6 protein-coding genes are annotated in these 4190 nt (G+C 45.4%); all 6 read left to right on the top strand.

Going from position 1 to position 4190, the window contains the following annotated elements; genetic code table 11:
• Window positions 1-193, top strand: a 193-nt coding sequence (locus HZA08_02540; GenBank protein MBI5192303.1) for a DUF559 domain-containing protein, incomplete at its 5' end; no start/stop codon positions are given.
• Between the two features lie 143 nt (window positions 194-336).
• The gene (locus HZA08_02535) at window positions 337-534 is read left to right on the top strand and encodes a hypothetical protein (protein MBI5192302.1); all 198 of its coding nucleotides are present in this window, start codon (window positions 337-339) and stop codon (window positions 532-534) included.
• 202 nt (window positions 535-736) lie between these two features.
• Window positions 737-922, top strand: a complete 186-nt coding sequence (locus tag HZA08_02530) for a hypothetical protein (protein ID MBI5192301.1) — start codon at window positions 737-739, stop codon at window positions 920-922.
• Window positions 922-1215, top strand: coding sequence for a type II toxin-antitoxin system RelE/ParE family toxin (locus HZA08_02525; GenBank protein MBI5192300.1), 294 nt, complete (start codon window positions 922-924; stop codon window positions 1213-1215). Before HZA08_02530 ends, HZA08_02525 begins: the two co-directional genes overlap by 1 nt.
• 378 nt (window positions 1216-1593) lie before the next feature.
• Window positions 1594-1686 carry a K(+)-transporting ATPase subunit F gene (kdpF, locus tag HZA08_02520; GenBank protein ID MBI5192299.1) on the top strand — a complete coding sequence of 31 codons (93 nt, stop codon included), beginning with the start codon at window positions 1594-1596 and terminating at the stop codon, window positions 1684-1686.
• Window positions 1683-3404, top strand: coding sequence for a potassium-transporting ATPase subunit KdpA (gene kdpA, locus HZA08_02515; protein ID MBI5192298.1), 1722 nt, complete (start codon window positions 1683-1685; stop codon window positions 3402-3404). The genes kdpF and kdpA overlap by 4 nt, the downstream gene beginning before the upstream one ends.
• Window positions 3405-4190: the final 786 nt, after the last annotated feature.

Genomic DNA, 4190 nt, shown 5'->3' with positions numbered 1-4190 from the left:
TGGCGGACAGCATGCGGCAGAAAAGGATAAGGATATAGAAAGAGAGGCATACCTTCAACGATTTGGGTTTAAGATTATAAGGTTCTGGAATAATGAGGTCTTACAAAATACAAATGAAGTCTTAGCGGTAATAAGGGAGAACTGTTTATATCACCCTCCCCTTAATCCCCTCCCGTCAAGGGAGGGGAAATAAAAACAGTGCTTCATTACTGGTTTTGGGATTAGGCGTATCTCCGTCTAAAAATACTAATTTGTATTCTAACTGAAACATAAATTACCCACTCGATTACGCGAAGACCCAATTGATTTAAGAGACAGGATAGATGGATTCAATAATTGTCATGGCGTAATATGCCCGCAGAGGGAAAAAAAGTATTTCCTGTCAAGAGAAATAACCTTCCATTTCCTCTGTATATGTATCTGAAAGGTACACGGTACTGTCTGACTATGGAGCCTCCAACGGTATTTCCATGGGAGGATCGTGTGGCGATGCATCTTAAAGCGATAGAAAAAGCACTTACCATGATAGCATGATTTGTTGTAAGTTTTATGTTGCCAGAGTTCCGCGTTTGCCTGATGATATTCTAATGTCCGCCTTCCTTTGTTTTTCATGCAACAACTCGTTACCTGCGATTACTTTACGGTAGAGGATGCAACCTCTGCTTTTTTAACATTTCTAATGAATTGATTTCTTCAAAGTTTTTTGCTAATCTCCTTCAACATAGGAGGAAATGATATGTCAATTCTAATGGAGAAAGAACAGGCACATAAATTGATTGACTGTATGCCTGCAAACGCTACATGGGAAGACCTCATACATGAAATTTATGTGCGTGAGGTACTCGAGCGGGGCTTGGCAGACAGCATGGCAGGTAGAACAAAGGATGTAAAGGAAGTTAGATCAAAATACGGCCTCCCATAATGAAAATCCACTGGACAGACACGGCTGAAGGGCACCTCGATGCTATTTATGCCTATATTGCCCGAGACTCCCCTGAGTATGCCATTAGGATGGTTGATCGCCTAACGAGGCGTTCTCAGCAGATCGCAGATTTTCCCTTATCCGGCCGCAAAGTGCCGGAGTTTGAGATGGAACAGATTCGAGAGGTAATAGAAGGGCCATACAGGATTATCTACCATATCAAACCAGATCAAATTGATGTCTTGGCTGTAATTCATGGCTCTCAGGTTATTCTTAACAAAGATAATAGTTGACCTTTAGCCTATAAAGCTTAAAAATCACGGTTGGATAAATAGAATATTATTAGAACACGGGGTATTATCTTAAAGTGATAGACATAACTCTTACCCTGATGGCATGATATATGATTAGTCTTTTAGTCTTTCTCATGCCCATTTTCTCTTTCATTTAATAAACCCAAGAAATTTTCTGCATTCATTCTGTCAGTATATATTAACATTTTTTTTACATACTCCACATTATTTTTTACATCAATTTTACTCATGTTTGTGTTAGGCTAAAAACAGTGGAGGAAGTGCTGTGGATGGTGTTTCTGCGGGGATAATTATTCTTTTTTTCATCCTCACCTATCTTCTGGTGAGGCTTTTCGGAAAGATTTAGGAGACATTATTATGGGCATCTTATATTGGATAGCTGGTATCATGGCTGCTGGTCTTCTTGTTTATCTTATTATAGCCCTTATAAAACCGGAGATATTCTCGTGACAGGATATGGAATAATACAGATTGTATTATATCTGATTGTCCTCTTTGCCCTTGTTAAACCTCTTGGCATTTACATGGCTAAGGTGTACAAGGGGGAGTCATGCTGGATGGATAGAATAGTTGTCCCTGTGGAGATGGGTATATACCGGATCTGCGGAATTAAAAAGTATGAAGGAATGACATGGAAGGAATATGCGGTTGCAGTGCTTTGTTTCTCTATCCTGAGCATTGGTTCACTGTATCTTCTTCAGAGATTGCAGGGGATTCTGCCTTTTAACCCTCAGCAATTTCCCTCTGTTTCCCCTGATTTGTCTTTCAATACAGCAGTCAGTTTTGTCACAAATACAAACTGGCAGGGGTATAGCGGCGAAACAACAATGAGCTACCTTACCCAGATGGCGGGGTTGGGGGTGCAGAACTTTCTGTCCGCTGCTACGGGTATGGCAGTGCTGATTGCCCTTATCAGGGGCTTTGTACAGCGAACTGAAAAGTCTATTGGTAATTTCTGGGTTGACCTTACCAGAACAGTGCTTTATATTCTTCTCCCCCTGTCCCTGGTGCTTGCCATACTCCTCGTATCTCAGGGGGTGGTGCAGAACTTCAGTCCTTATAAAAATGTGCAAATGCTTGAGACTGTTACAGCCAAGGTACAGACATTACCCATGGGACCTGCTGCTTCACAGATAGCCATCAAACAACTCGGTACCAATGGCGGCGGCTTTTTCAATGTCAACTCCGCTCATCCATTTGAGAATCCTACACCTTTTGCCAACTTCCTTGAACTGCTGGCGATTCTGCTCATACCTGCTTCGCTCTGCTACACCTTTGGCCGGATGGCCGGAGATGTAAGGCAGGGGCGGGCGCTCCTGGCTGCTATGATGATAATATTCATTCCCATGCTTATCTCCTGCTATTTATCGGAGCAACAGGGCAACCCTCATCTTTCTGCTATGGGGATTGATCAGTCAGTCAGTGCATCTCAATCAGGCGGTAACATGGAAGGTAAAGAGGTCCGCCTTGGTATTGCCAACTCCGCCCTGTGGGCCACAGCAACTACTGCAACGTCCAATGGATCAGTCAATGCCATGCACGATTCTTTTTCTCCCATCGGCGGCTTGATACCCTTGTTGTTGATGCAGTTGGGAGAAATCGTTTTCGGGGGTGTGGGCTCCGGCCTTTATGGAATGCTTGTTTTTGCAATCGTAGCGGTATTCATTGCAGGACTTATGGTTGGGCGTACCCCGGAATACATCGGGAAGAAGATTGAAGCTTTTGAGATGAAGATGGCCTTTCTGGTGATCCTTATACCTGCGGCAACTGTTCTTCTAGGGACGGCAGCAGGGGCAGTAACTAAGGCCGGAGTCTCAGGTGTCTCAAATCCCGGTCCCCACGGATTTTCCGAGATACTATATGCCTTCTCTTCAGCAGCCAACAATAACGGGAGTGCCTTTGCCGGACTCACTGCAAATACCCTTTTTTATAATACCCTGCTTGGCCTTGCCATGTTATTCGGGCGGTTCTGGGTTATGGTTCCCGTTCTCGCTATTGCAGGCTCCCTGTCAGCAAAGAAACAGGTTCCGGTCAGTGCAGGAACTCTGCCGACACATTCGCCTCTGTTTATACTGCTCCTGACAGGAGTAATCCTGATGGTAGGCGCACTCACCTTTTTCCCTGCCCTTGCATTAGGGCCGGTTGCAGAGCATGTCTTGCTGAGATGATATAGTAACAGGAGGATGACACGTGGCTAAAAAAACGAAGACACGCCCCCTTTTTGAACCGACTATTGTTCTGCGGGCATTGACAGATTCCGTGGTCAGGCTCAGCCCGCTATACCATATACGAAAGCCAGTTATGTTTGTTGTTGAAGCAGGTGCTGCACTCACTACCACTCTGTTTGTTTATTCCATTTTAGTACCGGCTAAAGAGTCTCCTTCATTTGTATTTGCTGTTTCCCTTTGTCTCTGGTTAACGGTCTTGTTTGCCAATCTTGCGGAGTCCATGGCTGAAGGGCGCGGCAAGGCTCAGGCGGATTCCCTTCGGGGGTCACGAAAAGATGTAATGGCAAAGCGACTTTCAGTAGTGGACCCTCATTCAGAAGTTATATCAGTCCCTTCATCCGAAAATCCCTTCCGGCGGGGTAAGAAAACCCCGCCTATCCCTTTCTACGAGGATAGGCGGGACTTTCTTGTCCCGCTGATTTTCATGCCCCTTTGTGAACCCTCGGTTCATGGGAGTTCATCCGAAAATAACCCCCCTCGCCCCCCTTTAACTACAAGGGGGGGATTTCTGGTTGTCATATCTCCCCCTTTATTTAAAGGGGGATTAAGGGGGTTAATTTTCATTCCCCTTTGTGCCCGGAGGGGCATGACGGTTCATCCGAAAATCAACCCCATCCCCACCCTACCCCTCCCCTTGAAGGGGAGGGAATCAACATAGCTCCCTCTCCCTCAGGGAGAGGGTTAGGGTGAGGGTGGGGTTTTCATTGCCCTTTATGAGCCCTCGGC

This window comes from Nitrospirota bacterium (genome assembly GCA_016212215.1).
GTDB lineage: Bacteria > Nitrospirota > 9FT-COMBO-42-15 > HDB-SIOI813 > HDB-SIOI813 > JACRGV01.
The sequence above is the reverse complement of the archived record's forward strand: the minus strand, read 5'-3'. Positions and strand labels throughout refer to the sequence as shown.